General features: G+C 73.9%; 29 protein-coding genes, 1 tRNA gene and 2 pseudogenes. 8 read left to right on the forward strand and 24 right to left on the reverse strand.

Annotation, left to right across the window (positions count from 1 at the left end; genetic code table 11):
- Window positions 1-536: 536 nt before the first annotated feature.
- Together ACZ518_RS13195 and ACZ518_RS13200 are read right to left on the reverse strand one after the other, a co-directional pair.
- Entirely contained in the window at window positions 537-1,445 is a 909-nt protein-coding gene (locus ACZ518_RS13195; RefSeq protein ID WP_469113136.1) for an SDR family oxidoreductase, read from the reverse strand.
- A gap of 7 nt (window positions 1,446-1,452) precedes the next feature.
- On the reverse strand, window positions 1,453-2,217 hold the full coding sequence (locus tag ACZ518_RS13200) for an SDR family oxidoreductase (RefSeq protein WP_469113137.1): 765 nt from the start codon (window positions 2,215-2,217) through the stop codon (window positions 1,453-1,455).
- Window positions 2,218-2,273: 56 nt separating this feature from the next.
- On the opposite strand from ACZ518_RS13200, the gene ACZ518_RS13205 reads away from it, so the two are divergent.
- Genes ACZ518_RS13205 through ACZ518_RS13225 form a run of 5 tightly spaced genes read left to right on the forward strand, consistent with a single transcriptional unit; the run spans window position 2,274 to window position 6,696 of the window.
- Complete coding sequence (locus tag ACZ518_RS13205; RefSeq protein ID WP_469113138.1) at window positions 2,274-3,047, forward strand: enoyl-CoA hydratase family protein; 774 nt, start codon at window positions 2,274-2,276, stop codon at window positions 3,045-3,047.
- A complete protein-coding gene (locus tag ACZ518_RS13210) occupies window positions 3,044-3,895 on the forward strand; it encodes a CoA transferase subunit A (RefSeq protein WP_469113139.1) in 852 nt (283 codons plus the stop codon). The genes ACZ518_RS13205 and ACZ518_RS13210 overlap by 4 nt, the downstream gene beginning before the upstream one ends.
- Window positions 3,892-4,629 (forward strand): CoA-transferase subunit beta, encoded by a 738-nt coding sequence (locus ACZ518_RS13215; protein WP_469113140.1) that lies wholly within the window; start codon window positions 3,892-3,894, stop codon window positions 4,627-4,629. The genes ACZ518_RS13210 and ACZ518_RS13215 overlap by 4 nt, the downstream gene beginning before the upstream one ends.
- A 30-nt stretch (window positions 4,630-4,659) precedes the next feature.
- Window positions 4,660-5,727: an NAD(P)H-dependent flavin oxidoreductase gene (locus ACZ518_RS13220; protein WP_469113141.1), complete on the forward strand. Its 1,068-nt coding sequence runs from the start codon at window positions 4,660-4,662 to the stop codon at window positions 5,725-5,727.
- Between the two features lie 30 nt (window positions 5,728-5,757).
- Window positions 5,758-6,696 carry a tyrosine-protein phosphatase gene (locus ACZ518_RS13225; RefSeq protein ID WP_469113142.1) on the forward strand — a complete coding sequence of 313 codons (939 nt, stop codon included), beginning with the start codon at window positions 5,758-5,760 and terminating at the stop codon, window positions 6,694-6,696.
- Between the two features lie 96 nt (window positions 6,697-6,792).
- On the opposite strand, the gene ACZ518_RS13230 is transcribed toward ACZ518_RS13225, so the two are convergent.
- The 6 genes and pseudogenes from ACZ518_RS13230 to ACZ518_RS13255 form a co-directional block, all read right to left on the reverse strand.
- On the reverse strand, window positions 6,793-8,472 hold the full coding sequence (locus tag ACZ518_RS13230; protein ID WP_469113143.1) for a DEAD/DEAH box helicase: 1,680 nt from the start codon (window positions 8,470-8,472) through the stop codon (window positions 6,793-6,795).
- A gap of 101 nt (window positions 8,473-8,573) precedes the next feature.
- Window positions 8,574-8,777: a cold-shock protein gene (locus tag ACZ518_RS13235; RefSeq protein ID WP_007263537.1), complete on the reverse strand. Its 204-nt coding sequence runs from the start codon at window positions 8,775-8,777 to the stop codon at window positions 8,574-8,576.
- 202 nt (window positions 8,778-8,979) lie between these two features.
- Window positions 8,980-10,137, reverse strand: a complete 1,158-nt coding sequence (locus ACZ518_RS13240; RefSeq protein ID WP_469113144.1) for an acetyl-CoA C-acetyltransferase — start codon at window positions 10,135-10,137, stop codon at window positions 8,980-8,982.
- A gap of 19 nt (window positions 10,138-10,156) precedes the next feature.
- Window positions 10,157-10,774 carry a TetR/AcrR family transcriptional regulator gene (locus ACZ518_RS13245; protein ID WP_007263539.1) on the reverse strand — a complete coding sequence of 206 codons (618 nt, stop codon included), beginning with the start codon at window positions 10,772-10,774 and terminating at the stop codon, window positions 10,157-10,159.
- A gap of 15 nt (window positions 10,775-10,789) precedes the next feature.
- Window positions 10,790-11,572: an SDR family oxidoreductase gene (locus ACZ518_RS13250; protein ID WP_469113145.1), complete on the reverse strand. Its 783-nt coding sequence runs from the start codon at window positions 11,570-11,572 to the stop codon at window positions 10,790-10,792.
- Window positions 11,569-11,688, reverse strand: a pseudogene (locus tag ACZ518_RS13255) (acyl-CoA dehydrogenase family protein); the annotation flags it as partial. The gene ACZ518_RS13250 and the pseudogene ACZ518_RS13255, both read right to left, overlap by 4 nt.
- 113 nt (window positions 11,689-11,801) lie before the next feature.
- Between ACZ518_RS13255 and ACZ518_RS13260 the strand changes: the two are divergent.
- The 3 genes and pseudogenes from ACZ518_RS13260 to ACZ518_RS13270 form a co-directional block, all read left to right on the forward strand.
- Window positions 11,802-12,083, forward strand: a pseudogene (locus ACZ518_RS13260) (enoyl-CoA hydratase-related protein); the annotation flags it as partial.
- Between the two features lie 17 nt (window positions 12,084-12,100).
- Window positions 12,101-13,246 (forward strand): acyl-CoA dehydrogenase family protein, encoded by a 1,146-nt coding sequence (locus tag ACZ518_RS13265; RefSeq protein ID WP_469113146.1) that lies wholly within the window; start codon window positions 12,101-12,103, stop codon window positions 13,244-13,246.
- On the forward strand, window positions 13,246-14,217 hold the full coding sequence (locus ACZ518_RS13270; RefSeq protein WP_469113147.1) for an acyl-CoA dehydrogenase family protein: 972 nt from the start codon (window positions 13,246-13,248) through the stop codon (window positions 14,215-14,217). The genes ACZ518_RS13265 and ACZ518_RS13270 overlap by 1 nt, the downstream gene beginning before the upstream one ends.
- A 115-nt stretch (window positions 14,218-14,332) precedes the next feature.
- On the opposite strand, the gene ACZ518_RS13275 is transcribed toward ACZ518_RS13270, so the two are convergent.
- The 16 genes from ACZ518_RS13275 to ACZ518_RS13350 form a co-directional block, all read right to left on the reverse strand.
- Complete coding sequence (locus ACZ518_RS13275) at window positions 14,333-14,674, reverse strand: hypothetical protein (protein WP_362469167.1); 342 nt, start codon at window positions 14,672-14,674, stop codon at window positions 14,333-14,335.
- An 84-nt stretch (window positions 14,675-14,758) separates the two neighbouring features.
- A tRNA-Lys gene (locus ACZ518_RS13280) sits at window positions 14,759-14,832 on the reverse strand.
- A gap of 529 nt (window positions 14,833-15,361) precedes the next feature.
- Window positions 15,362-16,924: a DHA2 family efflux MFS transporter permease subunit gene (locus tag ACZ518_RS13285; protein ID WP_469113148.1), complete on the reverse strand. Its 1,563-nt coding sequence runs from the start codon at window positions 16,922-16,924 to the stop codon at window positions 15,362-15,364.
- Window positions 16,925-17,015: 91 nt separating this feature from the next.
- Window positions 17,016-17,555 carry a hypothetical protein gene (locus ACZ518_RS13290; RefSeq protein WP_469113149.1) on the reverse strand — a complete coding sequence of 180 codons (540 nt, stop codon included), beginning with the start codon at window positions 17,553-17,555 and terminating at the stop codon, window positions 17,016-17,018.
- Between the two features lie 9 nt (window positions 17,556-17,564).
- Entirely contained in the window at window positions 17,565-18,545 is a 981-nt protein-coding gene (locus ACZ518_RS13295) for an alpha/beta hydrolase (RefSeq protein WP_469113150.1), read from the reverse strand.
- Between the two features lie 51 nt (window positions 18,546-18,596).
- On the reverse strand, window positions 18,597-19,361 hold the full coding sequence (locus ACZ518_RS13300; protein ID WP_469113151.1) for a DsbA family protein: 765 nt from the start codon (window positions 19,359-19,361) through the stop codon (window positions 18,597-18,599).
- Window positions 19,354-20,094 carry a 3-oxoacyl-[acyl-carrier-protein] reductase gene (gene fabG, locus ACZ518_RS13305; RefSeq protein ID WP_469113152.1) on the reverse strand — a complete coding sequence of 247 codons (741 nt, stop codon included), beginning with the start codon at window positions 20,092-20,094 and terminating at the stop codon, window positions 19,354-19,356. Before fabG ends, ACZ518_RS13300 begins: the two co-directional genes overlap by 8 nt.
- Window positions 20,095-20,105: 11 nt before the next feature.
- On the reverse strand, window positions 20,106-20,618 hold the full coding sequence (locus tag ACZ518_RS13310) for a 3-hydroxyacyl-ACP dehydratase FabZ family protein (RefSeq protein WP_469113153.1): 513 nt from the start codon (window positions 20,616-20,618) through the stop codon (window positions 20,106-20,108).
- Window positions 20,612-20,962: a 3-hydroxyacyl-ACP dehydratase FabZ family protein gene (locus tag ACZ518_RS13315; RefSeq protein ID WP_469113154.1), complete on the reverse strand. Its 351-nt coding sequence runs from the start codon at window positions 20,960-20,962 to the stop codon at window positions 20,612-20,614. The genes ACZ518_RS13310 and ACZ518_RS13315 overlap by 7 nt, the downstream gene beginning before the upstream one ends.
- Window positions 20,963-21,003: 41 nt before the next feature.
- On the reverse strand, window positions 21,004-21,267 hold the full coding sequence (locus tag ACZ518_RS13320; protein WP_469113155.1) for an acyl carrier protein: 264 nt from the start codon (window positions 21,265-21,267) through the stop codon (window positions 21,004-21,006).
- A gap of 96 nt (window positions 21,268-21,363) precedes the next feature.
- On the reverse strand, window positions 21,364-22,473 hold the full coding sequence (locus ACZ518_RS13325) for a beta-ketoacyl synthase N-terminal-like domain-containing protein (protein ID WP_469113156.1): 1,110 nt from the start codon (window positions 22,471-22,473) through the stop codon (window positions 21,364-21,366).
- Between the two features lie 68 nt (window positions 22,474-22,541).
- A complete protein-coding gene (locus ACZ518_RS13330) occupies window positions 22,542-22,931 on the reverse strand; it encodes a hypothetical protein (RefSeq protein WP_469113157.1) in 390 nt (129 codons plus the stop codon).
- 2 nt (window positions 22,932-22,933) lie between these two features.
- Window positions 22,934-23,341 carry a hypothetical protein gene (locus ACZ518_RS13335; RefSeq protein ID WP_469113158.1) on the reverse strand — a complete coding sequence of 136 codons (408 nt, stop codon included), beginning with the start codon at window positions 23,339-23,341 and terminating at the stop codon, window positions 22,934-22,936.
- A gap of 1 nt (window position 23,342) precedes the next feature.
- Complete coding sequence (locus ACZ518_RS13340) at window positions 23,343-23,669, reverse strand: hypothetical protein (RefSeq protein WP_469113159.1); 327 nt, start codon at window positions 23,667-23,669, stop codon at window positions 23,343-23,345.
- Entirely contained in the window at window positions 23,662-24,627 is a 966-nt protein-coding gene (locus tag ACZ518_RS13345; protein ID WP_469113160.1) for an alpha/beta hydrolase, read from the reverse strand. Before ACZ518_RS13345 ends, ACZ518_RS13340 begins: the two co-directional genes overlap by 8 nt.
- Window positions 24,627-25,421 (reverse strand): SDR family oxidoreductase, encoded by a 795-nt coding sequence (locus ACZ518_RS13350; protein ID WP_469113161.1) that lies wholly within the window; start codon window positions 25,419-25,421, stop codon window positions 24,627-24,629. Before ACZ518_RS13350 ends, ACZ518_RS13345 begins: the two co-directional genes overlap by 1 nt.
- Between the last annotated feature and the right edge of the window lie 15 nt (window positions 25,422-25,436).

The following is a 25,436-nucleotide window of genomic DNA, read 5'->3' on the forward strand; positions in this document are numbered from 1 at the left end:
CGGTTCCCCGGACCGGTGGCCGCGCCGCCGCTGCGCGGGGCTTGCCCCTCCCCGCCCTTCACCCTTTCTCGCCCTCGGTCGCCGGGCGCGGCTCACTGCACGGCGCTACCGCGCCCGCGCCTCAAACACCGGCGGGGCTGGAAGTGCGCTGCGCGCACTCCGGCTCCGCCAGGCGGATCCACCCTCGCCTGGGGACACCTCCCAGCGGTAGCCGGGGGAGGTCCCGGGGGCGGAGCCCCCAGGCGGGGTCCGGGGGCGCAGCCCCAGGGGGTCCGGGGGCGCAGCCCCGGGGGGGGGCGGGGGGCGGAGCCCCCAGGGGGTCCGGGGCGCAGCCCCGGGGAACGGGCGAAGGGCGGGTAGGGGAACCGGCCCCGCGCAGCGGCCACCCACCCGCACCCACCCCCGGCCCGCCCTGGCCAGTCGGCCGCCCCCGCCGAGCCATCCGGGCCGACCGGGCTGCGGTCGGGGGCCACCCGGGCCGACCGGCCGGAGCCGGACTGCCGGGCCGCCGGAGGGGCCTGGGCGGCGGGGCCGGGCTACCGGGAGCCGTACGGGGGGAGCGGGGGCTCGGATTCCGCGAGGAGCTCCGTCACGGCCACCCCCGCCCGGAACGGGGTCCAGCGCGCGCCGCGATCGGCGGTGGGGCCTGGACGCCAGCCCTCCATCACCGTGATCCGGCCGCCCTCCACCTCGAAGACCCGCCCCGTTACGCCCGCGGATTCCTCGGAGCCCAGCCACACCACCAGCGGGGACACGTTCTCCGGGGCCATCGCGTCGAAGCCCCCGGTCTCCGGCGCGGCCATCGACTCGGCGAAGGTCTGCTCCGTCATCCGGGTCCGTGCCGCCGGGGCGATCGCGTTGACCTGGACGCCGTACCGCTCCATCTCGGCCGCCGCCACGAGCGTCAGGCCGAGGATCCCCGCCTTGGCCGCGCTGTAGTTGCCCTGGCCGACGGAGCCCAGCAGTCCCGCCCCGGAGGAGGTGTTGACCACCCGGGCGGCCCGCGGGCGCCCGGCCTTCGCCTCGGCCCGCCACCACGCGGCCGCCGACCGCAGCGGCAGGAAGTGCCCCTTGAGGTGCACCCGCATCACCGCGTCCCAGTCGGCCTCCCCGAGGTTGACCAGCATCCGGTCCCGCAGGAACCCGGCGTTGTTGACGAGGGTGTCCAGGCCGCCGAAGGCGGAGACCGCGCAGTCCACCAGCGAGGCCGCGCCCTCCTGCGAGGCTATGTCCCCGCCGTGCGCCACCGCCTCGCCGCCCGAGGCCCGGATCTCCTCGACGACCAGCGACGCCGGGCTGTCGGGCCCCGGGCGGCCGTCGAGGCCCACGCCGAGGTCGTTGACGACCACCCGCGCGCCCTCCGCCGCGAAGGCCAGGGCGTGGGCCCGGCCCAGTCCCCGTCCCGCGCCCGTCACGATCACCACGCGTCCGTCCGCAATGCCCATGTCCGCCTCAGCTCTCCTTGTTGACCGTTGCCGCGTCCAGGAACGCGGGGCGCTCCCCGCCCCCGTGCACCAGCAGGCTCGCGCCGCTCACGTAGCCCGCCCTGCCGGAGGCGAGGAACACCGCCGCCTCCCCCACGTCCGAGGGCTCGGCCAGCCGTCCCAGCGGCACGGTGGCGCCGACCGCCGCGATGCCCGCCTCGTCCCCGTAGTGCAGGTGCGCCAGTTCGGTCCGCACCATGCCCAGGACGAGCGAGTTGACGCGTACTTCGGGCGCCCATTCCACCGCCATCGAGCGGGCCAGGTTCTCCAGGCCCGCCTTGGCCGCGCCGTAGGCCGCCGTCCCCGGCGAGGGGCGGGTGCCGCTGACGCTGCCGACCATCACGACCGAGCCGCGGCTCTCGCGCAGCCACGGGTACGCGGCGAGCGAGGCCGTCATCGGGGCCACCAGGTTGAGTTCGACGACCCGGGCGTGCCGCTCGGCACCGCCCTCCCCCAGCAGCCGGTACGGGGTTCCGCCGGCGTTGTTCACCAGGCAGTCGAGCCGCCCGTGGCGCTCGCCGACGGCGTCGAGGAACTCCCTCACGGCGGCCGGGTCGCGCAGGTCCACGGCGGTGAAGGCGGCCTGCCGCCCGCCTGCCGCCACCGGCTCCCGCGGTGGCCGCCGGGCGCAGACGACGACCTCCGCCCCGGCCGTGAGGAACGAGCGCGCGATCCCGGCGCCCACCCCCCGGGTTCCGCCGGTGACGACGACAACCCTCCCCTTGAGCTCCATCGGCTGCTACCTTCCTCACCTAACAAATGTTTGGTGGAAAGGTAGCTGATCCGCTCATGGGTGTCTCCACCTCCGGCCCGGCCAAGGGCATCGCACTCGTCACAGCCGACTTCCCGCCCGTCAACGCGCTCCCCGTACAGGGCTGGTACGACCTCGCCGACGCCCTGCGCGCCGCCGGCCGCGACCCCGAGGTCCGCTGCGTGGTCCTGGCCGCCGAGGGCCGGGGCTTCAACGCCGGGGTCGACATCAAGGAGATGCAGCGCGACACCGGGCACGACGCCCTCATCGCCGCCAACCGCGGCTGCTACGAGGCCTTCGCCGCCGTCTACGAGTGCGAGGTTCCGGTGGTCGCCGCGGTGAACGGGTTCTGCCTGGGCGGCGGCATCGGCCTGGTCGGCAACGCCGACGCGATCGTCGCGAGCGAGGACGCGGTCTTCGGGCTCCCGGAGCTCGACCGGGGCGCCCTCGGGGCCGCCACCCACCTGGCCCGTCTCGTCCCGCAGCACCTGATGCGCGCCCTGTACTACACCTCGCGCACCGCCACCGCCGCCGAACTCCACGCGCACGGCTCCGTCTGGAAGGTGGTCCCGCCCGAACGGCTGAGGGACGCCGCCCTGGAGCTGGCCGCCGAGATCGCCAGGAAGGACGGCTACCTCATCCGCCTGGCCAAGGCGGCCATCAACGGCATCGACCCCGTGGACGTGCGCCGCAGCTACCGCTTCGAACAGGGCTTCACCTTCGAGGCCAACCTCAGCGGGGTCGCCGACCGCGTCCGCGACACCTTCGGCAAGGGCTCGACCTCTGGAAAGGGACGGGAGGAGACCGCATGACGGACAAGACGATGACCCCCGAAGAGGTGATCGGGCAGCTCAGCAGCGGAATGACCCTCGGCATCGGCGGCTGGGGCTCCCGGCGCAAGCCCATGGCCCTGGTGCGAGCACTGCTCCGCTCGGAGATCACCGGTCTCACCGTGGTCTCGTACGGCGGCCCCGACGTCGGGCTGCTGGCCGCCGCCGGACGGATCCGCAGGCTCGTCGCCCCCTTCGCCACCCTCGACTCCATCGCCCTGGAGCCGAACTTCCGTGCCGCCCGCGAGAGCGGGGCCATCGCCCTCACCGAGTACGACGAGGCCATGTTCATGTGGGGGCTGCACGCCGCCGCGAACCGGCTGCCCTTCATGCCCGTCCGGGCCGGCCTCGGCTCCGACGTGATGCGGGTCAACCCCGGACTGCGCACCGTCACCTCCCCGTACGCCGACGGCGAGGAGTTCGTCGCCGTACCCGCCCTGCGCCTGGACGCGGCCCTGGTGCACCTCAACCGCGCCGACCGGCTCGGCAACGCCCAGTACCTGGGCCCGGACCCCTACTTCGACGACCTCTTCTGCGAGGCCGCCGACGCCGCGTACGTCTCCTGCGAACAGCTCGTGGAGACCGCCGAGCTGGCCAAGTCGGGGCCCCCGCAGTCCCTCCTGGTCAGCCGGCACTCCGTCACCGGGGTCGTGGAGACCCCGAACGGCGCGCACTTCACCTCCTGCGCCCCCGACTACGACCGCGACGAGGCCTTCCAGAAGCTGTACGCCGCCACCCCCTGGCCCGAGTTCGCCGCCCGCTTCCTGGCCGGCGGGAGCGAGCACGACTACCAGACCGCCGTCCGGACCTGGCACGAGGAGCAGAAGTGACCGCCGCGACCGCCGCCACCCGACAGGAATACTGCGTGATCGCCTGCGCCGAGGCCTGGCGCGACAACGGCGAGGTCCTCGCCAGCCCGATGGGGCTGATCCCCTCCTTCGGGGCCCGGCTCGCCAAGCGCACCTTCTCCCCCGACCTGCTGCTCACCGACGGCGAGGCCCTGCTGGTCGGCCTCGACGGCACGCCCGAGGGCTGGCTGCCGTACCGCCGCCACCTGACGATGGTCACCGGCGGGCGGCGGCACGTGATGATGGGCGCCAGCCAGATCGACCGGTACGGCAACCAGAACATCTCCTGCATCGGCGACTGGGAGCGGCCCTCCCGCCAGCTCCTCGGGGTGCGCGGCGCGCCCGTGAACACCCTGAACAACCCGGTGAGCTACTGGGTCCCCAAGCACTCCCCCCGGGTGTTCGTCGAGCGCGTCGACATGGTCAGCGGGGTGGGGTACGACCGCGCGGAGGCGGCCGGGGTGACCCGCTTCCACCGGCTGCCGCGGGTGGTCAGCGACCTCGGGGTCTTCGACTTCACCGGCCCGGACCGCTCGATGCGCCTGGCCTCCCTGCACCCGGGCGTCACGGTCGAGCAGGTCCGCGCGGCGACCGGGTTCGAACTGGCGGTCGCGGACGGGGTCCCGTACACGCGGGAGCCGAGCGCCGAGGAGCTGCGGCTGATCCGCGAGGTGATCGACCCCCAGGGCCTGCGGGACCGGGAAGTCCGGGTCTGAGGCGCGGCGGCGGAGGGACGGGAGTCGGCGATGGAGACGGCATTCACCAAGCTGGTCGGGGTCCGCTGTCCGATCGTGCAGACGGGCATGGGCTGGGTGGCCGGGCCGCGCCTGGTCTCGGCGGCGGCGAACGCGGGGGCGCTGGGCATCCTGGCCTCGGCGACGATGACCGTGGAGCAGCTGCGGGCGGCGGTCCGGGAGGTCGGGTCCCGCACGGACGCTCCGTTCGGGGTGAACCTGCGGGCGGACGCCTGGGACGCGGCCGAGCGGGTCCGGCTGATCATCGACGAGGGCGTGCGGGTGGCGTCGTTCGCGCTCGCGCCGTCCCGGGAGCTGATCGCCCGGCTGAAGGACGCCGGGGTGGTGGTGATCCCCTCGGTCGGGGCGCGCCGGCACGCCGAGAAGGTCGTGGCCTGGGGCGCGGACGCGGTGATCGTGCAGGGCGGCGAGGGCGGCGGGCACACCGGTGACGTGGCCACCACGGTGCTGCTTCCGCAGGTGGTCGACGCGGTGGACGTCCCGGTGATCGCGGCGGGCGGCTTCAGCGACGGGCGGGGCCTGGTCGCGGCGCTGGCGTACGGGGCGGCGGGCATCGCGATGGGCACCCGCTTCCTGCTGACCTCCGATTCCACCGTCCCCGACGCGGTGAAGGCCGAGTACCTGAAGGCCACGGTCAAGGACGTCACCGTCACCACGGCCGTCGACGGGCTGCCGCACCGGATGCTGCGCACCGAGCTGGTCACGGCCCTGGAGCGGTCGGGCCGCGCCGGGGCGCTGGCGCGGGCGGTACGGCACGCGGCCGGCTTCCGGAAGCTGTCGGGCCTGTCCTGGGCGCAGATGGTGCGCGACGGCCTGGCGATGAAACACGGCAAGGACCTGTCCTGGAGCCAGGTCCTGCTGGCGGCGAACACCCCGATGCTCCTGAAGGCGTCCATGGTCGAGGGCCGTACGGACCTCGGCGTCATGGCATCGGGCCAGGTCGCGGGGGTGATCGAGGATCTGCCGTCCTGTGCGGAACTCGTCTCCCGCGTCATGGCCGAAGCACGACAGGCAATGGAAGCACTGCACTCGCTCCACACCCTGCCACCACCAGGGTGATCCCCCTTCTCCGTTTCAGGAGTCGCAAAGATGAGCCGTGCCCGAATCCGCCTGGCGACCGCGGCGGTCGCCGCCGCCCTCGCCATCGGGACCCTGCCCGCCGCCTCCGCGTACGCGGCGCCGGCGGACGGCGCCGCGTACGCCAGGCACCCGTACCAGCGGCAGTACTCGCCGGAGACGATCCGGCAGATCCCCCTCCAGGGCGCCGTCAACTTCCGGGACGTCGGCGGCTACCGCACCTACACCGGCGGTCAGGTCCGCCAGGGGCTGGTGTACCGCTCCGACGCGCTGAGCAAGCTGACCCCGGCGGACATCACCACCGTCGCGGGTCTGGGCCTCACGAAGGCCGTCGACTTCCGCATCCCGATGGAGCTCCAGTACGACGGCGCCGACCGGCTGCCGTCCGGGCTCTCGGCCACCTCCCGCCCGATCAGCGACCTGGGCCTGTACGGCACCCTGGTCGGCGCGATAGCCACCGGCGATCCCGTGAAGCAGGAGCAGATGCTCGGCGGCGGGCGCGCCGAGGCGTACATGCGGGACATCTACCGCACCTTCGTGACCAGCCCCGAGAACCGGGCGCAGCTGGCGACGACGCTGCGGGAGATCGCGGACGGGAACCAGGGCCCGCTGCTGTACCACTGCACGTCCGGCAAGGACCGTACGGGCTGGCTGAGCTATGTCCTGCTGCGTTCGCTGGCCGTGCCGCAGGAGACGGCCGAGCAGGACTACCTGGCCTCGAACACGTTCCGGGCGGCGTACGACGCCCAGGTGCGGGCGGGGCTGAAGCAGTCGGGGCGGATGCAGAACCCGGACCTGCTCATCCCGCTCCAGGAGGTCCGCCAGGACTACCTGGACGCGGCGACGACGCAGCTGGAGGCCGATTACGGGAGCTTCTACGGCTATCTCACGGACGGTCTGGGCCTGGACCTGCGGACGCTGATGAAGCTGCAGGACAAGCTGGTCCGCTAGTGCTGTGGCCGGGAACGCCGGACGCCGGGCCGCGCGCGTGCTGCGCGCGGCCCGGCGTCCGTCCGTGTGTGCTGCGGGTGCTGCGGATGCTCCGGGTCAGACCGCCCGGCGGCGGCCCTGGCCGCCCGTGCCGACGCGGCTGCGCGCGGAGGCCGCGGCGGCACCGCCGGAGGACGAGCCGCCCGAGCGGCGTCCCTGGGCGGGGGCACCGCCGTTGCCCTGGCCGGAGCCCTGGCCGCGGCGGGCCTGGCCCGAGCCGGCGGCGGGGGCCTGCCCGGAGGCGGAGCCGCCGGAGCGCCGGCCGCGGCCGCCGGCCGCGGGGGCGGAGCCGGTCGCGGAGCCGCCGCGGGAGCCGCCGCCCGAGCGGCGGCGCGAGGAACCGGAGCCGGAGCCCGAGCCGGTGCGCGCCTTGGGCTGCGGGGGCTGGGGGACCTCCAGCACGACGGGGACGCCGGAGGGCTCGCGGGCGCCGGTGAGGCGGGACAGCTCCTCGTCGGAGGACTTGACCTGCGCGGTGCGGGGGGTGATCCCGGCGTCCGACATCAGGCGGGACATGTCGCGCTTCTGGTCGGGCAGGACCAGCGTGACGACGCTGCCGGACTCGCCGGCGCGGGCGGTGCGGCCGCCGCGGTGCAGGTAGTCCTTGTGGTCGGTCGGCGGGTCCACGTTGACGACGAGGTCGAGGTCGTCGATGTGGATGCCGCGTGCGGCCACGTTGGTGGCGATCAGCGCGGTGACCTCGCCGCTCTTGAACCAGTCGAGGGTGCGGTTGCGCTGCGGCTGGGAGCGGCCGCCGTGCAGGCCGGAGGCGCGGACGCCGTCGGCGAGCAGCCGCTTGACCATGCGGTCGACGCCCCGCTTGGTGTCCACGAACATGATGACCCGGCCGTCGCGGGCGGCTATGCGGGTCGCCACGGCCTTCTTGTCGGTCTCGTCCATGACGTACAGGACGTGGTGCTCCATGGTGGTGACCGCGCCGGCCGACGGGTCGACGGAGTGGCCGACCGGGTCGGTCAGGAACATCTTGACGAGCTTGTCGATGTTCTTGTCGAGGGTCGCCGAGAACAGCATGGTCTGGCCGCCGGGCGCGACCTGCTTGAGCAGGGCGGTGACCTGCGGCATGAAGCCCATGTCGGTCATCTGGTCGGCTTCGTCGAGGACGGTGACGGTGACCTGCGAGAGGTCGGCGTCGCCGCGGTCGATGAGGTCCTTGAGGCGGCCGGGGGTGGCGACGAGCACCTCGGCGCCGCGGCGCAGGGCGCCGGACTGCCGGTTGATCGACATGCCGCCGACGACGGTCGCGATGCGCAGGTTGACGGCCGTGGCGTAGGGGCTCAGGGCGTCGGTGACCTGCTGGGCCAGCTCGCGGGTCGGTACGAGGACCATCGCGAGCGGCGCCTTGGGCTGGGCGCGGCGGCCGGCGGTGCGGGAGAGCACGGCCAGGCCGAAGGCGAGGGTCTTGCCGGAGCCGGTGCGGCCGCGGCCGAGCAGGTCGCGGCCGGCGAGCGAGTTCGGCAGGGTGGCGGCCTGGATGGGGAACGGCTCGGTGACGCCCTGGGCGGCGAGGGTCTTCAGCAGCGCCTCGGGCATGTCCATGTCCTCGAACGCGGCGACCGGCGGGAGGGCCGGGGCCTGCGGTTCGGGCATGGTGAATTCCTGGGGCCGGGCCACGGGTGCGGACTTCTGCCGTCCCGCGCCAGACTTCGGACGCCCCTGGGCCGCACCTCGACCCCGGGTGGGGCGGCGGCTGGGTCGTGCGGAGCTGGAGCTGGTCATGCGGAAAAGCCCTCCTGAAGCCGGCAGGTCGAACAAGGGTGGAGACAGCAGACAAGCCGGGGTCCGCACCGTGCGGTGCGGACCCCGGCATGCTGAAGAAATTAGGCGGGGAGGATGTTCTCCGCCTGGGGGCCCTTCTGGCCCTGGGTGACGTCGAAGGTCACGCGCTGACCCTCGGTCAGCTCACGGAAGCCCTGGGTGGCGATGTTCGAGTAGTGGGCGAAGACGTCCGGGCCGCCGCCGTCCTGCTCGATGAAGCCGAAGCCCTTTTCCGAGTTGAACCACTTCACGGTACCGTTAGCCATTTGTATCTCCTGAATAGGCGGCAAGGGCCCCATCCGGGAGAATCCGGCAAAAACAATAAAAGCGCCTGTCGGAGCAATCCCGTCAGGCGCACATAAAGTTCATGGGTACCACAACTGCAACTGCCCCTAAGCTAGCACACCCCGGCCCGGTGGCGCTGCGACCTACGTCATATGGCCGCAGCCCCGCCGGTCCGGACCCGGCTCAGAGCCGCTCGATGATCGTCACGTTGGCCTGCCCGCCGCCCTCGCACATCGTCTGGAGGCCGTAGCGGCCCCCCGTGCGCTCCAGCTCGTGCAGCAGGGTGGTCATCAGCTTCACGCCCGTCGCGCCCAGCGGGTGGCCCAGGGCGATGGCGCCCCCGTTGACGTTGACCCGGTCCGGGTCGGCGCCCGTCTCCTTCAGCCAGGCCAGGACCACCGGCGCGAAGGCCTCGTTGATCTCGACCAGGTCGATCTCGTCCAGGGTCAGCCCGGTCTTCTTCAGGGCGTACGCGGTCGCCGGGATCGGGGCGGACAGCATGCGGATGGGGTCCTCGCCGCGGACCGACAGGTGGTGGATGCGGGCCCGGGGGGTCAGGCCGTGCTCGGCGACCGCCCGCTCGGAGGCGATCAGCATGGCCGCCGCGCCGTCGGATACCTGGGAGGAGACGGCCGCCGTGATGGTGCCGCCCTCGACGACCGGCTTCAGGCCGGCCATCTTCTCCAGGGTGGTGTCCCGGCGCGGGCCCTCGTCCACCGCCACGTCCCCGTAGGCGACGGTCTCCCGGTCGAAGCGGCCCTCGTCGATGGCGCGGAGCGCCCGCCGGTGGGAGCGCAGGGCGAACTCCTCCATGTCCTGCCGCGAGATCCCCCACTTCTCGGCGATGAGCTGCGCCCCGTGGAACTGGTTGACCGGAGCGTCCCCGTACCGGGCCCGCCAGCCGCGCGATCCCGCGTAGGGGCCCTCGGTGAAGCCCAGCGGCTCGGCGGCCTGCCGGGAGGCGAAGGCGATGGGGATCATCGACATGTTCTGGGTGCCGCCCGCCACCACCAGGTCCTGGGTCCCGGACAGGACGCCCTGCGCCGCGAAGTGCACGGCCTGCTGGGAGGACCCGCACTGCCGGTCGACGGTGACGCCGGGGACCTCCTCGGGCAGGCCGGCGGCCAGCCACGCCGTCCGGGCGATGTCGCCCGCCTGCGGCCCGACGGTGTCCAGGCAGCCGAACACCACGTCCTCCACCGCGGCCGGGTCCACCCCGGACCGCTCGACCAGCGCCTTCAGGACGTGCGCGCCCAGGTCGGCGGGGTGCACGGCGGACAGGCCGCCGCCGCGCCGCCCCACGGGGGTGCGTACGGCGTCGACTATGTAGGCCTCGGGCATGACGGGCTCCTCAACGGGGTCAGGGGCGTACGGCGATCCCGTCCAGCACCATCGACAGGTACTGGCGGGCGATCTCCTCCGGGCTGTGCTGGCCGCCCGGCCGGTACCAGGACGCCGCGACCCACACCGTGTCGCGGACGAAGCGGTAGGTGAGGCGGATGTCGAGGTCGGCGCGGAAGACCTGGGCGGCGACGCCCCGCTCCAGCGTCCCCAGCCACGCCTTCTCGAACTTGACCTGCGAGTCGGAGAGGTAGTGGAAGCGGGGCTGCGCGGAGAGGGTGCGGGCCTCCTTCTGGTAGATGGCGACGGCGGCTCGGTGCCGGTCGATCTCCCGGAAGGACTCGGTGACGAGGGCCTCGATGGTCTCCCTGGGGCCGAGGCCGGCGGCGAGGACGGTGTCGTACCCCGCCCACAGCTCGTTCAGGAAGGCCGAGAGGATCTCGTCGAGCATCGATTCCTTGGAATCGAAGTGGTAGTAGAGGCTGCCGGCGAGCATCCCGGCGGCGTCGGCGATCTTGCGGACGGTGGTGGCGTTGTAGCCCTGGGCGGCGAAGACCTCGGCGGCGGTGTCGAGGAGTTCCCGGCGGCGCTCCGGCGAGGCGGTCACCTGTGTCTTCTTCGGCTTGTTCGTTGGCACGGGCCCATTCTCGGCCTACGCGTGCTGGCTGCTGACCGACACCGTCTCGCCCGTCATGTACGACGAGTAGCCGCTGGCCAGGAAGACGATGACGTTGGCGATCTCCCAGGGCTCGGCGTACCGGCCGAAGGCCTCGCGGGCCGTCAGCTCGTCCAGCAGTTCCTCGCTGGTGACCTTCACCAGGTGCGGGTGCATGGCCAGGCTGGGGGCGACCGCGTTGACGCGTACGCCGAACTCCGCGGCCTCCAGGGCCGCGCAGCGGGTCAGGGCCATCACCCCGGCCTTGGCGGCGGCGTAGTGGGCCTGGCCGGTCTGGGCGCGCCAGCCGATGACGGAGGCGTTGTTGACGAGGACGCCGCCGCGTCCGGAGGCCTTCAGGGAGCGCAGGGCGGCGCGGGTGCAGCGGAAGGTGCCGTTGAGGGTGACGTCGAGGACCCGGCCCCACTGTTCGTCGGTCATGTCGACGAGGTTCGCGGTGCCGCCGAGGCCGGCGTTGTTGACGACGACGTCGAGGCCGCCGTGGAGTTCCCCGGCGTGCGCGAAGAGGGCCCGGACCTGTTCCTCGGCGGTGACGTCGCAGGGCAGGGAGGCGACGCGGCCGGGCCCGAACTCGGCGGCGAGGGCTTCCTCGGTCTCCTTCAGGCGCCGGGCGTGGGCGTCGCTGATCAGTACGGTGGCGCCCTCCTCCAGGAAGCGGCGGGCGGTGGCGCCGCCGATGCCCGCCCCGGCGGCGGCGGTGATGACGGCGGTGCGGTCCTTGAGCAGCCCGTGGGCCGGGACGTACGCGGGGGCGGTCATGCCCGTACCTCCTTGGGAAGGCCGAGGATCCGCTCGGCAACGATGTTGCGCTGGATCTCGTCGGAGCCCGCGCAGAGGGTGTCCGCGCGGGAGAAGAGGAAGAGCCGCTGCCGGTCACCCGCCGGTGAGGTGGGCGCGGAGCCGGCTGCGGACCTCGGTGCGGAACTCCTCGACGCTGCTCATGGCCGTACGTTAACCTACCAAACACTTGTTAGGGAAGGATGTGCCGATGCCCGCCGCCGACGCCTTTGCCGAAGACTCCCCCGCCGACCCGCCCGCGGGTCCGCCCGCCGGCTCCCCGGCGCAGTACGCCGTGCGCGGTCCCGTCGCGTACGCGACCACGAACCGTCCCCGCTACCGCAACGCCCGGAACAGCGCGATGACCTGCGCCCTGGACGACGCCTTCCACCGGGCCGCCGGCGACCCCGAAGTGAAGGTGGTCGTCCCGGCCGGGGCCGGCGACCACTTCTCCGCCGGCCACGACATCGGCACCCCGGGGCGCGACGCCCACCAGGAGGCGAGCGCCTCGTGAACCTCGACCACTCCCCCGGCGTGGAGGACTTCCGGGCCGAGGCCCGCGACTGGCTCCGCTCCCACGTCCCGGCCCGCCCCCTGCCCTCCCTGGAGACCGGGGAGGGATTCGCCGCGCACCGCGAGTGGGAGGCGCTGCTGCACGCGGACCGCTGGTCGGCGGTGTCCTGGCCCGAGGAGTACGGGGGCCGGGGCGCGGACATCGAGCGGTGGCTCGTCTTCGAGGAGGAGTACTGGGCGGCGGGCGCCCCCGGCCGGGTCTCGCAGAACGGCATCAGCCTGCTGGCCCCGACCCTGTTCGAGCACGCCACCGCCGAGCAGCGGGCCCGCGTACTGCCCCCCATGGCGAGCGGCGAGGTGATCTGGGCGCAGGCCTGGTCGGAACCGGAGTCCGGCTCCGACCTGGCCTCGCTCAGCTCGCGGGCGGTGCGCACGGAGGGCGGCTGGCTGCTGCACGGGCAGAAGACCTGGTCCTCGCGGGCCGCCTTCGCCGACCGGGCCTTCGGCATCTTCCGCACCGATCCCGGGGCGCCGAAGCCGCACCAGGGGCTGACCTACCTGATGTTCGACCTGCGGGCCCCCGGGGTGACGGTACGGCCCATCGGCCGCCTCGACGGCAAGCCGGCCTTCGCGGAGCTCTTCCTGGACGGGGTGTTCGTCCCCGACGAGGACGTGATCGGCGAGCCGGGGCAGGGCTGGCGGATCGCGATGTCGACCACCGGCAACGAGCGGGGCCTGACCCTGCGCTCCCCCGGCCGGTTCCTGGCCGCCGCCGACCGGCTGGCCCGGCTGTGGCGCGCGCAGGGCGACCCCGCCGACACGGCGCTGCGCGACCGGGTCGCGGACGCGGTGGTCGGGGCCCGCGCCTACGAGCTGTTCACCTGGACGGGCGCCTCCCGGTTCGCGGCGGGCGAGCGGATCGGCGCCGAGTCCAGCCTGAACAAGGTGTTCTGGTCCCAGTACGACATCGCCCTGCACGAGACGGCCCTGGACCTGCTGGGCGCGGACGCGGAGCTCGCCGAGGGCGAGTGGGCCGAGCCGTGGGTCTTCTCGCTGGCCGGGCCGATCTACGCGGGCACGAACGAGATCCAGCGCGACATCATCGCCGAGCGGCTGCTCGGCCTCCCGAAGGGCCGCCGCTGATGCGCTTCCTGCCGACCGAGGAACAGTCCGACTACGCCCGTACGCTGCGCTCCCTGCTGGGCGCGGCCGGGGTCCCTGCGGCCGTACGGGCCTGGGCGGCCGGGGAGCACGGGCCCGGGCGGGCGGTGTGGTCCGCTCTCGCCGGGACGGGCCTGTTCGCGCTGGCCGTGCCGGAGGCGTACGAGGGGGTGGGCCCGCTGCCGGTGGAGCTGGCGCTCGGCTTCGTCGAGCTGGGGCGGGCCGGGGTGCCGGGGCCGGTGGTGGAGACGGCGGCGGCCGCGGTGCTCCTCGCCGAGCTGGGCGACGAGGCGCTGTCGAAGCGCTTCCTGCCGGGGCTCGCCTCGGGCGGGGCCTCGGCGACGGTGACGCTACCGGGCGGCTCCCCGTACGCCCTGGACGCGGACGCGGCGACGCACCGCTTCACGGTGACGGAGGCCGGCGAGCTGCGGCTGGCCGCCGGCCCCGGCGAGCCGCTGGCGTCCACCGACCCGGCGAGGCGGCTGTACCGGCCGGCCGGGGACGGGGAGCCGCTGGCGGCGGGCCCGGCGGTGACGGCGGCGGCGGGGACGGCCCTGCGCTGGGCGCGGCTGCTGACGGCGGCCCAGTGCCTGGGCGTGGGCGAGGCGCTGCTGGCGCGGACGGTGGAGTACGCGAAGCAGCGCACCCAGTTCGGGACGCCGATCGGCGGATTCCAGGCGGTCAAGCACCGGCTGGCGGACACCCTGCTGGCGCTGGAGTTCGCCCGGCCGCTGCTGTGGGCGGCGGCGCTGTCCCTGTCCCGCCGGGACGTGGCGGCGGCGAAGCTGACGGCCGGCGAGGCGGCGTACGCGGCCGCGCTCACCGCCCTCCAGCTGCACGGCGCGGTCGGCTACACGGAGGAGCTGGACCTGTCCCTGTGGCTGCGCAAGGCCCGCCCGCTGCGCGACGCGTGGGGCGGGCCGTCACGGTGCCGGGCGGAGGTGGTGGGCTAGGCCGGCCCCGCCCGGGGCACCTCTCAGCGGTAGCCGGGGGAGGAACGGGCGGAGGGCGGGGCGGGAAGCGGCCCGCGCAGCGGCACACCACCCCGCACCCGGTACCCGGCGCCGCTCAGCGGAACTCCCGGACCACCTCGATGCGCCCCACGATGTGCGCGTTGAACTCGGGGAGTTCCTCGGCCGGGACCCAGAGTTCCAGGATGGTCTCGCCGCCCGCCCGCTGGACGGGGTAGCGCTCAAGGAACGCCGAGTCGACCTCGAAGCGGGTCACGAAGCCGGCGCCGTCGTGCTTGACGTTCCAGTCGCGGGCGATGCGGACCGCGTAGTCCTCGTTGAGCACCGGATAGAAGATCGGCTGCTCCGGCAGGCGCGGCGGCCAGGCCCGCCAGTCGAGGGCGCGCACCAGTTCGAGCTCTACGGGGCCGGTGGGACGCCAGAGGGTGGTGGTGGACATGCCCGCGACCCTAGACGAGCGGCCGCCGCGGCGGAAACGACTTCGGGCGGTTCCCGGTGTACCGGGAACCGCCCGAAGATCAGGTGCGCCGCCAGGGACTCGAACCCCGGACCCGCTGATTAAGAGTCAGCTGCTCTAACCAACTGAGCTAGCGGCGCCTCGACAGGAAAAATACCCGGTCCGCGGGACTCTTCCAAATCGCCCCTGGTCGCGGGCCGTCCCCGTCGTGGGGGTACGGGCAGCGGGCCGGGCCGGCGGCCGGGGCCTCCGTGGGGGGTGGGGGCCGGGCCGCGGTCTCCGCGGAGGGCGGTGAGCAGCCCGTCGCCGGGCAAGGGCCGGGCGAAGGCGCGGAAGCGGTCGGTCTCCTCGAAGAGCGACCCGTTCCTGATGAGGATCTCGTGGGCCATCTCGACGGAACTGACGAAATAGCAGTCCTGTCCGGCGAGCCGGTAGGCACCGATGTCACCACAGGATTCGAAGGTGCGCGGAAAAGGTCCAGCCGGTCCTTCTTGAATTCCCAGGTGTTTCCGATGCCGACCCGGCCCTTCACTTTCGGACCGGACGGACGGGCGTGCCGACCTCAGGAGACATTTCTGTTCCTCCCAGGCGGAGAATTCCTCGAACGGACTTCGCCGTGCCCGTTCGGAAATCAGCCGCCGCCGGCTTCCGCCGGCAATGCCCGGGCAGCTAGCTGCCAGAAGGCCCGTCGGAGCGGCGGAAGGACAGCAGGACCACGAGGGCCCCGGCCGCGGCAGCGGCGGCGGCGACCAGCGAGGTGGTGTGCATGGCGTGCAGGAAGCTCTGGTCGGCGGCCGCCGCCAGGTCGGGCCGGCCCAGCCGCCCGGCGACCAGCCGGGCGGCCTCGGCCGAGTCGCCGGCCGCGTCCGCCGCCGGGCCCGGCAGCCCGGCCAGGGCCGGGGTGACGTCCGTACGGTAGGAGCCGGTCAGCAGGGAGCCGAGGACGGCGACGCCGAGCACCCCGCCGATCTGCCGCACCGAGTTGTTCACCGCCGAGCCCGCCCCGGTGCGCTCCGGGGGCAGCACCGACATGACCGCCTCGGTGGTCGGCGCCATGGCGGCGCCCAGCGTCGCGCCCTGGACCAGCATCAGCAGCCAGAACCAGGCCATCGGGGTGTCCGGGCCCAGCCGGACGTACGCCAGGAAGGTGCCGGCGGCCACCAGCATCGCCGGGGCCACCACCGGTCCGAGGCCGAAGCGGCGCACCAGGCCCGCCGACAGGGGCGCGCCCAGCAGCACCCCGGCCGCGACCGGCACCAGGTTCAGCCCCGCCTCGAAGGGGGTCTGCTCCCGTACGCCCTGGAGGTAGAAGGCGGTGTAGAACATCGACCCGGACAGGCTGAAGTAGACGAGCATCACGGAGGTGGTGGCGCCGCTGAAGCGGGCGTTGGCGAAGAGGCGCACGTCCAGGCTGGGGGTGGCGACCCGCAGCTCGACGAGGACGAAGACGGTGAGCACGGCCAGGCCGCCGGCGATCGGCCCGAGTACGCCCCACGCGGTCCACTCGCCCCGGTGGCCGCCCTCGATCAGCCCGTAGACCACGGCCAGCAGCCCGGCGGTCGACAGCGCCACGCCGACCGGGTCGAGCTTCGCGCGGCCGTGGTGGCGGCCCGCCGGCAGCAGGAGCACGGCGCCGGCCAGGGTCACGGCGGCGAGCGGCAGGTTGACCAGGAAGACCGAGCCCCACCAGAAGCGCTCCAGCAGCGCGCCGCCGGCCAGCGGGCCCGCCGCGATGGCCAGGCCGCTGGCACCGGACCAGATCGCGATCGCCATCGCCCGCTCCCGGGCCTCGAAGACGGCCGAGATCAGGGAGAGCGTGGCCGGCATGATCAGCGCGCTGCCGATGCCCATGGCGCCGCGCGCGACGACCAGCTCGCCGGGGCTGCCGCTCAGCCCCGCCCACAAGGAGGCGGCGGCGAACACGGCCGTCCCGGTCAGCAGCAGCCGGCGGTGTCCGTACCGGTCCCCGAGGACGCCTCCGGTGAACAGCATCACCGCGAAGATGAGGGTGTAGGAGCTGATGCTCCACTGGAGCTGGTGGGGGCTCGCCCCCAGGCCCTCGTCCGGGTCGGCCAGGGTCTTCAGGGCCACGTTCAGGATCGTGTTGTCGAGCCAGACGGTCAGCTGGGCCAGCACCAGCACGGCGAGGGCGAGCCACCGGCGCCCCGGCGGGGCCCCGGCGGCACCGCCCGCCGGCTGGTCCGGCCGGGGACCGGCGAACTGCTGAACCACGTGACACGACCTCTCGGTTGGGGCGAAGGACTGCCCCGTGATCGTCCACGTCGGCGCGAAGCACGGTCAACGAATGCCGTCCGGCTGGCAGTTAACTGCCAGTCGCCCCGGCTTCGGCCAGCTCGCGCAGGGTGAGCAGCTGGCGCCGCATCATCAGCAGGTCGCCCCAGGCCATCATCCGCAGCCGGGCCCCGCCCAGCGGGCCGGTGTGGCGGCCGGCCATCAGCTTGGCCACGAGACGGCTGCGGCCGGGCCCCAGGGCGCTCACCCGGTAGGTCAGCGCGAACCCGCCGAAGGCGCGTACCGCCCACGGGGTGGTGAGCAGCAGGGTCAGCTCGTGGTCCTGCTCGAAGGAGACCAGTTCGAAGATGGTCATGACCCGCTGGCCCGCCGCCAGGCGTTCGGCGCCCGGGGTGAGCCTGCGGGGGCTGCGCCGGCCGAAGTTGTCCAGCAGGTCGTAGCTGTACGGGGCCACCTTGAGCTGGCACAGCCAGCGGAACACCTCGGGCGGGTCGGCGGCGACGGTGACCGCCCGCAGCCACGGCTCGGCGGCCGGGCCGAGCAGCCCGTCGCAGGGGTAGGCGGCGGCCTGCTCCGTGGGCCGCGCGCCCCAGTTCCGGGGGAGATCCATGGCGGCCCCCTACCCCAGCGCCCGCTTGAGGAAGTCCAGGACCGCGGTGCGGTAGCGGTCCGGGTCGGTCTTCATGCCCTGGAGGTGTTCGGTCGCCGGCAGCACCTCGACCTCCGCCTCGGGATAGCGGCCGGCCAGCGCCCGTACGTTCTCGACGGGGATGATGCTGTCGTCCTCGCCGGCCAGCACCAGCACCGGCGTGTGCAGGTAGGCGCCGCGCGCCGGCGGCGGCCAGTCCGCCTGGAGCATGGCCGTGCCCAGCCGGGCGAACACCGAGGTGAGCAGGGCCCAGGACGGTCCGGAGCGCAGCGGGCCCGGGACGGGGAGCCCCTTGGCGCGCAGGAAGTTCTCGAACAGCGGCCTCAGTTCCAGGGCCGGGCCGCTGTCGCAGATGACGGCGTCGACGGGGCAGCCGGGCCTTCCCAGGAGGTAGAGCGAGGGGAAGGTGGAGAAGGAGAAGCCGAAGACGGCGTAGCGGGCGTCCTGGTACTCGTCGTATCCGCGCAGGTGCTCGACGACCGCGACGACGTCGTCGGTGTGGCGTTCGCTCAGTCCCCAGAAGGCCTTGTCCGCGTCGCTGAGCCCGTGGTTGCGGTGGTCGAACAGGGCCACGGTGTAGCCGGCCTCGTGCAGGAACGCGGCCTGTGCGAGGCTCGCCGACTTGCTCAGGCCGATGCCGTGCCCGATGACCACGACCCGGTCCCGGCCGCCGCGGCACAGCCAGACGTGCAGCGTGCGACCGCCTCCGGGGAGGGGGACGGACACCTCTTCCACGGGCAGGCCGAAGTCGCGCGGGTGCTTGTGGTGCGGCCGGCGGGGCGGGTGGTAGACGAGGTAGGAGAGCGCCGCCCCGTACGCCGGGGCCGCGGGCAGCGCCAGCAGCGAGGCCAGCGCTCCGAGGGGGCCCCGCCGGAGTGCCGTCCTTTGGGCGGATCCGCTTTCCGCCGCGGCGTTTTCCCGTATCTCAGGACGGTTGACTTCCCTCTGCAACTGAATTCCCCTCGGTGAATGTGACGGGGCGGTCCGGTGCGGCTTTCGGCTTCAGCCGCAGCCCCCGGCATGGCCCCCTTCTGCCGACCGCGCCACCGTATCGGCACGAGTCGGCGGAACGCTCGTTTTCCCGGCGTCTTCCCACCCGTTGGACACCTCGGGCAGCCGGGCCCGAACGGAATCGGCGAAATCCGCCAGCCGGTCCGCGCCCCAGAATTTCTCGCGGCCGTCGACGAAGAAGGGAACTCCGAAGACGCCGTCGCGGTGTACGTCGAGCAGTGCCGCCACGCCCCGTTCGCGCAGCCCGGGGTCCCGTGCGGCCCCGGCCAGCAGGTCCGGGGGCAGGCCGAGCGCCTCGGCCAGTTCCCCCATCACCCGCGGGTCGCAGATGTCGCGGCCCTCCTCCCAGCGGGCCCGTTGGGCCAGTTCGACGAACCGCGGGCCCCGGCCCCGGTCGGCCGCCGCCATCCAGGCCAGGTGCGGGACCTCCCAGCAGGGGTCGCGGTCCACGGGCCAGGTGGGTTCCAGTCCGCGCGCGCGGGCGAGGCGCCGTACGTCCTGGAGGATGTACAGGTGTTTCTCCCGGGACATGGCCACGTACGGGAAGTGCCCGCCGGCCGCGGCCAGGGCGCGGGCGCTCGTCTCGTCCGGCTCGAAGAACGGCCGCCATTCGACCAGGTCCGCGAGGCCGGGGTGGCGGGCGTGCAGGTCCCGGTGGGCGAGCCAGGAGTAGGGGCTGCGCAGGGAGAAGTAGAAGCGCGGGGGACCCGCCCGCCGCGCGGCGCGGCGGCCCGCCGGGGGGCGGTGGTCAGACAACGAGTCCTCCGTCGATCTGCAGCACGGCTCCCGTCACGTACTCGGCGCCGACCAGGTACGCGACCGCGTCGGCCACTTCCTCGGCGCGGCCCAGGCGGCGCAGCGGGATGCCCTTCAGGGCCTCCTCGCGGACCTTTCCGGACAGGCCGGCGGTCATGTCGGTCTCGATGAAGCCGGGCGCGATGGCGTTGGCGCGGATGCCGTAGTGGCCGGTCTCCTTGGCGAGGGCCTTGGTGAAGCCGATGATGCCCGCCTTCGAGGCGGAGTAGTTGGTCTGCGTGGCGTGTCCGTAGACGCCCGCGACCGAGGAGATGTTGACGATGCAGCCCTTCTTGCGCTTCATCATCTCGAAGACCACGGAGCGGCAGACGTGGTAGGTGCCGTCCAGGTTGACGCGGAGCACCTGCTGCCAGTCGTCGTCCGACATCATCAGCAGCGGCTGGTCGCGGACGATGCCGGCGGAGGTCACGACGGTGTCGATGCCGCCGAGGCGGTCCTCGGTCTCGGCGACGAGGGCGCGGACCGCGTCGGCGTCCGCGACGTCGGCGCGGTGGCCGTAGGCGCGGACGCCGAGTTCGGCCACCTCCTTCTCCAGTTCCGCGGCGGCGTCCGGCCGCGAGGTGTAGCAGAAGGCCACGTCGTGGCCGTCGCGGGCCAGGCGGAGCACGGTGGCCCGGCCGATGCCGCGGGTCCCGCCGGTGACCAGGGCGACCCCGGTGGTGCTGTCCGACATGCGGCTCCTCCTCACTTGGCGCCGGCCGCGGCGGCGGCCGTGCTCTGCGTACGTGCGTCGGTCAGCTCCTGCGCGGGGCGCATGGCCATGACCACCCGGCCGACCTCCATGACGGTCTCGCCGTCGACGAGCGACTCCCCTTCGAAGATCACGGTGTCGCTGAGGGCGCGGAACAGCCGGATCCGGTGCTCCAGCACCGAGCCGGGGAGCACCGGCCGGTGCAGGACGACGTCGGAGATGCTGCCGAAGAGCATCACCTGGCCCGAGAGCACGTCGGGGTTGGGCCGGTCCCAGGCGGCGAGGACGCCCGCCGCCTGGCACCAGGACTCGATGAGCAGGGTCTGCGGGTAGCCGTGGCCGGCCTCGTCGGCGTCCGGGGCGAGGTCCGCGTACCAGGGCTCGTTGCAGGTGACCGCCTTGAGGGCGGTCAGCCGCTCGCCGGGGACCAGCTCGGTCACCCGGTCGACGAGCAGCATCGGATACCGGTGCGGCAGGACCTGCTTGATCCGGGTGATCGTCAGCACGGGTTGCTCCCTTCGGTGAAGCGCAGGCGGACCGTCGCGGCGCGGCCCCGGCCGGTGGCGGCGACGGCGTCGCAGCGCCAGTGCTCGCCGCGGCGGGACCAGGCGAGGTCGATGGTGAGGGCGTCGCCGGGGAAGACCGGGCTGAGGAAGCGCGTGGACTCCACGGCCCGGAGGGTCACCGGGACGTCCGGGACGGGGGCGGCGGCCACGGCGCTGCGGTGGACCAGTTCCACGATGCACACCCCGGGGAAGATCGGGAAGCCGGGGTAGTGGCCGGGGAAGACCTGCTCGTCGGCGTCGACGCGGACCGTGGTGCGGGGGCCGGCGGGGGTGGGCTCGCCCACCGCCGGCACCGCGCGGACGGGGCTTGCGACCGGGGCCGGCATCAGGCGGCCTGGAGCTTGGTGTCGAGCAGGTCGTACGCCTTGCGCAGGCAGGTGACCTCCTTCAGCTCGGACTCGCCGAGCTTGACCCCGTACTTCTTCTCCAGGACGACCATGACCTCCAGGGCCATCAGGGAGTCGACGCCCAGGTCGTTCACGAAGTCGGCCTCGTCGGTGAGCTCCGACTCCTCGACGTCCAGGACGTCGGCGACGGTGCCGCGCAGGTCGTCGAGGTCCAGGGCGGGGGCGGCGGTGGTCTCGGACATGTCTTTCTCCTTCATCGGATTCATCGGGTTCATCGGGTTGGTGGATGTGGTGCGGGCGTGGGTGCGGCCGGCGGTGGTGCGGCTGCTCCCGGGTGCTCAGCGCAGGCGCAGGAGGGCGCAGCCGGCCACGCCGTCGCGGTCGACGGAGGTGACGAGGGCGACGGTGCCGGCCAGGTCCCCCCGGTGCTCGGCGGTGGCCAGCACGGCCGCGATCTGGAAGGAGGCGGAGGCCGCGTGCGTGTCGCCGATCAGGTCGGCGCCGGGCACGCGCGAGGGGCCGTGCTCGCCGAACACCTTCCGCAGGGCGGCGCGTTCGCCGTCGCCGCGCACTCCGTGCGCCTGCGAGTCGGCGACGAGGCCGACCTCGTCCGCGCGGACGGCGGCGCGGTCCAGCGCCCGGCCGACGCAGTCGGCCAGCACCGCGCCGGCGTTCTCGTCGGTGTGGAAGACGCCGAACTCCAGGGCGAGGACCTCGGCCAGGCCCGGCCGCCCGTGCTCCCGGGCCGCTTCGGCGGATTCCAGCAGCAGTACCGCGGCGCCCTCGCCGAGTACGGCGTCGGCCTCGTCCGGCCGCCGGGTGTGCACCTCCAGCCAGGCGCGGGCCGGCGAGAACTCCTCCACCGCCCCGCACAGCACGGTGGAGGTGTGGCCCGAACGCTGGATCCGCAGGGCGTAGTTGAGGGCGAGGAGTCCGGAGGCCCGGCCGCCCGCCACGGTGGTGTTGGGGCCCTTGAGCCGGTGCCAGATGGCGCACTGCCCGGCGGCGCAGTTCATCACCGTGTTGGGGAACCGCATGGGGTCCACGTAGAACGGCTTCTCCTGGACCAGGGAGTCGCGGGTGAAGTCCATCATGCTCTGGGCGCTGCCGGTGTTGGTGCCCAGCACCAGTCCGGCGTCCTCGCCGACGCCGGGGATCCGCCCGCCCCGCTCGTCCTGGAGGAGCCGGCCGACGGCGGTGACGGCCAGGCCGGTCACCCGGTCCATCGAGCGGGTGCCCTTGCGGCCCAGTACGGCCTTGCTGCTGAAGTCGGGGACCAGGCAGGCGGTGTCCACGGGCCCGCCCCATTCGGACGGGTCGAGGGCGGTCGCGGCGGGGCGGCCGGCGGCGAGGCCGGCCGTGAGGTCCGCGCCGTCCAGCCCGAACGGCGAGACGGCGGACCAGGCGGTGATGAGCGGCCCTCGCCCGGCGGGGGTGGCGGTTTCCATGATCGCGGTGCTCCTTCGGTGGCTTCGGTGGGGCTGGGGGGCTGGGCTGGACATGAGGGCCCCGGGCGTCACAGGAAGTGCACGCCCTGGTACGAGGACCAGTGCGGGCGGTCCTCCGGTCCGGCCAGGCGGACCCCCGGCAGCAGCCGGCCGGGGCCGGCCCCGAGCCGGGCCAGGTCCCCGTCCTCCGCCCAGACCCGGGCGCCCTCCTCGAGCAGCGTGCGCAGGGACGCGCGCGGGTCGGGCAGGGTGTCGAGGACGCGGCCGCCGACGCGCAGGGCGGGCGGCGGGGCGGCGTCCGCGGCGAAGGTGACCGCGAGGCCGCGCAGCAGGATGTCCAGGCCGCCCTGCTGCCGGTTCAGTTCGCGGGCCAGGTACAGCACGTCGGCGAACTGGGTCTCGACGGAGCCCCGGTAGGCCCTCTCGATGATCAGCAGCCGGCGTCGGGTGACGGACACGGTCAGCACACCCCCAGGAAGAACGCCTTGTCCGCGGCGTCGAGATGCTCGGTGAACTTGAACGGGGCGCGCAGCCTGACCCCCGGGACGTGGGCCTCGACCCCTCGCTCCTGGCTGCAGAACCGGCAGGCGAACCAGGTCAGGGAGACCGGGTGGGCCGCCATGAGCTCGGCCGCCAGGGTGGCGGTCGTCGGGTACTCCCGGACCCAGTCCACGACGTTGCGCGGTTTGTCCGCGCCGAGCGCGGACCGGGTCAGTCCGGTGGCGTGGCCGCAGGTCCACAGGTGGACCGAGGCCCCCCGGGCGAGCAGGGCCTGCGCCAGCCGGAAGGCCGAGGTGACCAGGTCACCGGTGTGCGGGGCGCCCATGACGGCGATCAGCACGTCCGCGCGCGGAAGCTGTCGTGCCATGTCAGTGCCACACTCCCTGTACGGCGGGCGCCAGCAGCCGCTCCGCCACCTCGTCCATGTCCACCGGCCGGACTCCCTCGGCCAGCCGGTGCCGCGGGAGCGCCCGCTGGTCCAGGGAGAACCCGTCGGCCCACACCTCGCCGCCGGCCGCCAGGACCCGTCCCACGGCCGGTCCGGCGCCGCGGAGGCCTTCGGTGACGCCGTTCTCGATCAGCAGGACGACCACGCCGTGGCCGTCGCCGGCCAGCCGGGCCGCGTCGTCGAGGAAGGCCCCGGCCCCGGGTCCGGCCCAGCCGCCCTGGGATTCCACGAGCAGGTAGTCAGCCACGGCCGGTGCCCTCCGTCTCCCGCCCGGCGGCGGCGAAGGCCGCCGCGAGGAACTCCGGTACGCGGCGCCGGTATTCCGCCGCGTCGAAACGCAGGGCGCTCATGTGCATGGCCTGCGGGGCGGTCCACCGCTCCGCGTCCGGGTAGTGGTCGGCGACGCCCGCGATCTGGGCCTCGCTGATCACCGGGTCCTGTGCGCCGGCCACGAACAGCAGCCGGGTGGGCAGTCCGCTCAGGTCCGGCGGGAAGTCCCGGACGGCCAGCATGCGCAGCGACAGCAGGGCGAACAGCCGGTGGTAGAGGGCGAACGCCGCGCCCTCCCGGATGCCTTCGGGCAGGGCCGGCCGGCGCAGGTCGGCGAAGTGCCGCAGCCCGGCGGCGGTGTCGGACATCGGGCCGCTGTCGCAGACGACCGCGGCCACGGGCGTGCCGACGCGGCGCAGGACGTGCAGGGAGACCCAGGTGGAGAAGGAGAAGCCGAAGAGGGCGAGCCGGCCGCCGCCGACCTCGGGGTCCCGGCGCACCGCCGCGACGACGTCCGCGAGGTCGCTCGTGTAGCGCTCGGACATGGCTCCCCAGCGGCTGTCGCGTCCGCTCTCGCCGTGGTTGCGCATGTCGTACGCGACCACGTGGTGGCCCGCGTCGTGCAGCAGCCGGATGTGGCCGAGCACGCTGGACTTGGTGCGGCCCATGCCGTGGCAGAGGATGACGGTGTGCGGGCCGTCGCCGGGCACCACCCAGGCGTCCAGGCGCAACCCGTCGAGGGTGGTGCGGACGGTCAGGGAGCGCGTCGGCAGGCCCTTGCTCCGCGGGGTCCGGCCGGGGCGGGCCGGCGGCGGGTGGTACAGCTCGTGGGCGTGCCGGGCGGCGAGGCGCACCGCGGTGGGCAGGGCCCGCAGGGTGTGCAGGGCGCGCGGCACGGCGGCGGGCCGTTCGTCCGGTCGGGTGTCGGTGGGCATCAGGTGGTCAGCGCCTCGCCGCCGTCGACGCCGATCACGTTGCCGGTGATCCAGGAGGAGTCGGTGCGGGCCAGGGTGACGACGGCCTCGGCCACGTCCTCGGGGCGGGTCAGCCGGCCGTGCGGGTTGGCGCGTGCGGCGGTCTCGACGAGCTTGTCGTGGCCGGGTATGCGCTCCAGCGAGGGGGTGACCGTGACGCCCGCGCGCAGGGAGTTGACGGCGACGCGCCGCGGGGCGAGTTCGAGGGCCAGCTGCCGCACGTGCGACTCCAGGGCGCACTTGGCGGCCGACACCGCTCCGTAGCTCGCGGTCACCCGCTGGTCGCCGGCGCTGGTCATGGCGAAGATCTTCGAGCCCTCGCCCAGCAGCCCGGCCGCGTCCAGGGCCTGCGTCCAGTAGACGAGGGAGTGGGCCATCACGTTCAGCGTCATGTCCATCTGGCGGCCCGTGATGGCGGGGTCGCCGTCGGCGGGCAGGTACGGCAGCAGCGTGCCGAAGGCCAGGGAGTGCAGCACCACGCGCAGCGGCCGGCCCCCCGTCAGCCCGGCGATGCGGGGCACCAGTTCGCTCCTGGTGGCCGGCGCGGCCGCGTTCGCGTTGAAGAACTCGGCCCGCACCCCGGTCGAGCGGATCTCCTCGACGGCCGCCCCGGCCTTCTCCTGGCCCTCGGCGGTGTCGAAGTGGACGCCGAGGATGTTGGCCCCCTCGTCCGCGAGGGCCCGGGCGGTGGCCAGGCCGATCCCGCTGGAGGAGCCGAGGACGAGGCACCAGGAACCCTCAAGTGACGTGGTCATGAACTCTCTCTCTTC

It is taken from the genome of Streptomyces sp. NPDC033966 (assembly GCF_055575955.1).